The following is a 1,241-nucleotide window of genomic DNA, read 5'->3' on the forward strand; positions in this document are numbered from 1 at the left end:
CATAAAAGCCAGCGAATCACGTACCGATTCATCATCGTCAACCACATAAACAGGCAGCTGCTTTTCACTGCTGATCATTAACTGCTCCTAAATACCGATTAGTTTTGATAAGGAAACACAAGCTCAACCAAACAGCCGTGCGGCGTGGTTGAAGCAATGAGAAACTCGCCGCCGTGCATTTCCATTACGTCACGACAAATCGCCAGCCCTAACCCAAGTCCTTCGGCTTTAGAGCTCACAAAAGCTTGGGTCGGATTATCTTGTTGTAACCCAGTGCCGTTATCCAATATGCGAATAGAAAGCTGGTTAGCTTGGTAGTCACAATGCAGGGCAATTTTACCTTGGTAGTCCGACGAGTGGTATTTCTCCTGAAACAAAGCACACGCATCAATGGCGTTGTTGATCACATTAACCAAAACCTGCTGAACGCCCACGGAGTCTGCCAATAGAGGACGCATCTCTCCTTCAACGCTGGTCACAATGGCGACGTTCTGCTTTTGCATTCGAAAATGAAGCAGCTCAATGGTGTCTGTAATCAAGGCTTGAACATCGCATGGTGTCTTATCAACACTGCGTTTGCGTATCAACGTTCTTAAACGCTGAATGATGGCATCGGCTCGTTCCACTTGCCCCTGTATTTTCTCTAGCACAGGCACAATATCTTCATGCGGACGCTTCTTTGCAAGACGCAGCAACCCACCTTCACTGTAATTACGAATGGCTGCCAGCGGTTGATTTAATTCATGAGCCAGACTGCTGCCAATTTCCCCGACAATCGCCACTCTTTGTGAATGTTCTAACTGCTCGCTTTTCTCTTTCAGCCTTAGAGATGTCAGCTCTAATGCTTGTTTGCTCTTACTAATACGATACTCAAGCCAAAAGTGGTAAGCGTTCAATACAATCACAAACATGAACAGTGCCCATGCCCATTCTTGATGGCTGCGCAACCAGCGCAGCGCCTCACTCCACCAAGGTTGTTGCAATGGATGCAAATCCAACGCCTGATAGAGTTTATCGATGCTCAACAAGCTAACGGGCGATGTCCAGCCTGACGCGCCAGCGGCAATAATGGCGGGGTGCTCTGGTGGCATAGCAAGCAAGACTTGCGCGATTTTTTTCGCCAGAAGAGACGAGCCGCGTTCTGTTTTGGCAAACGACCAGTTTGGATATAACGGCGTAGAAACAGCACACGAAGAATGTTCATTTGGCTGTTGGTTTAAGACTCGAAAATCACCGTGCTG

General features: G+C 47.7%; 1 protein-coding gene and 1 pseudogene. Both read right to left on the bottom strand.

Features of this window, described 5'->3' with window-relative positions:
* Positions 1–78 (bottom strand): annotated as a pseudogene (locus R8O70_RS25600) (DNA-binding response regulator); the annotation flags it as partial.
* A gap of 20 nt (positions 79–98) precedes the next feature.
* Positions 99–1,241, bottom strand: a 1,143-nt coding sequence (locus tag R8O70_RS25605; RefSeq protein ID WP_318184511.1) for an ATP-binding protein, incomplete at its 5' end; no start/stop codon positions are given.

Origin of the sequence: Vibrio sp. 779(2023) (assembly GCF_033344285.1) — a bacterium.
Classification (GTDB): domain Bacteria; phylum Pseudomonadota; class Gammaproteobacteria; order Enterobacterales; family Vibrionaceae; genus Vibrio; species Vibrio alginolyticus.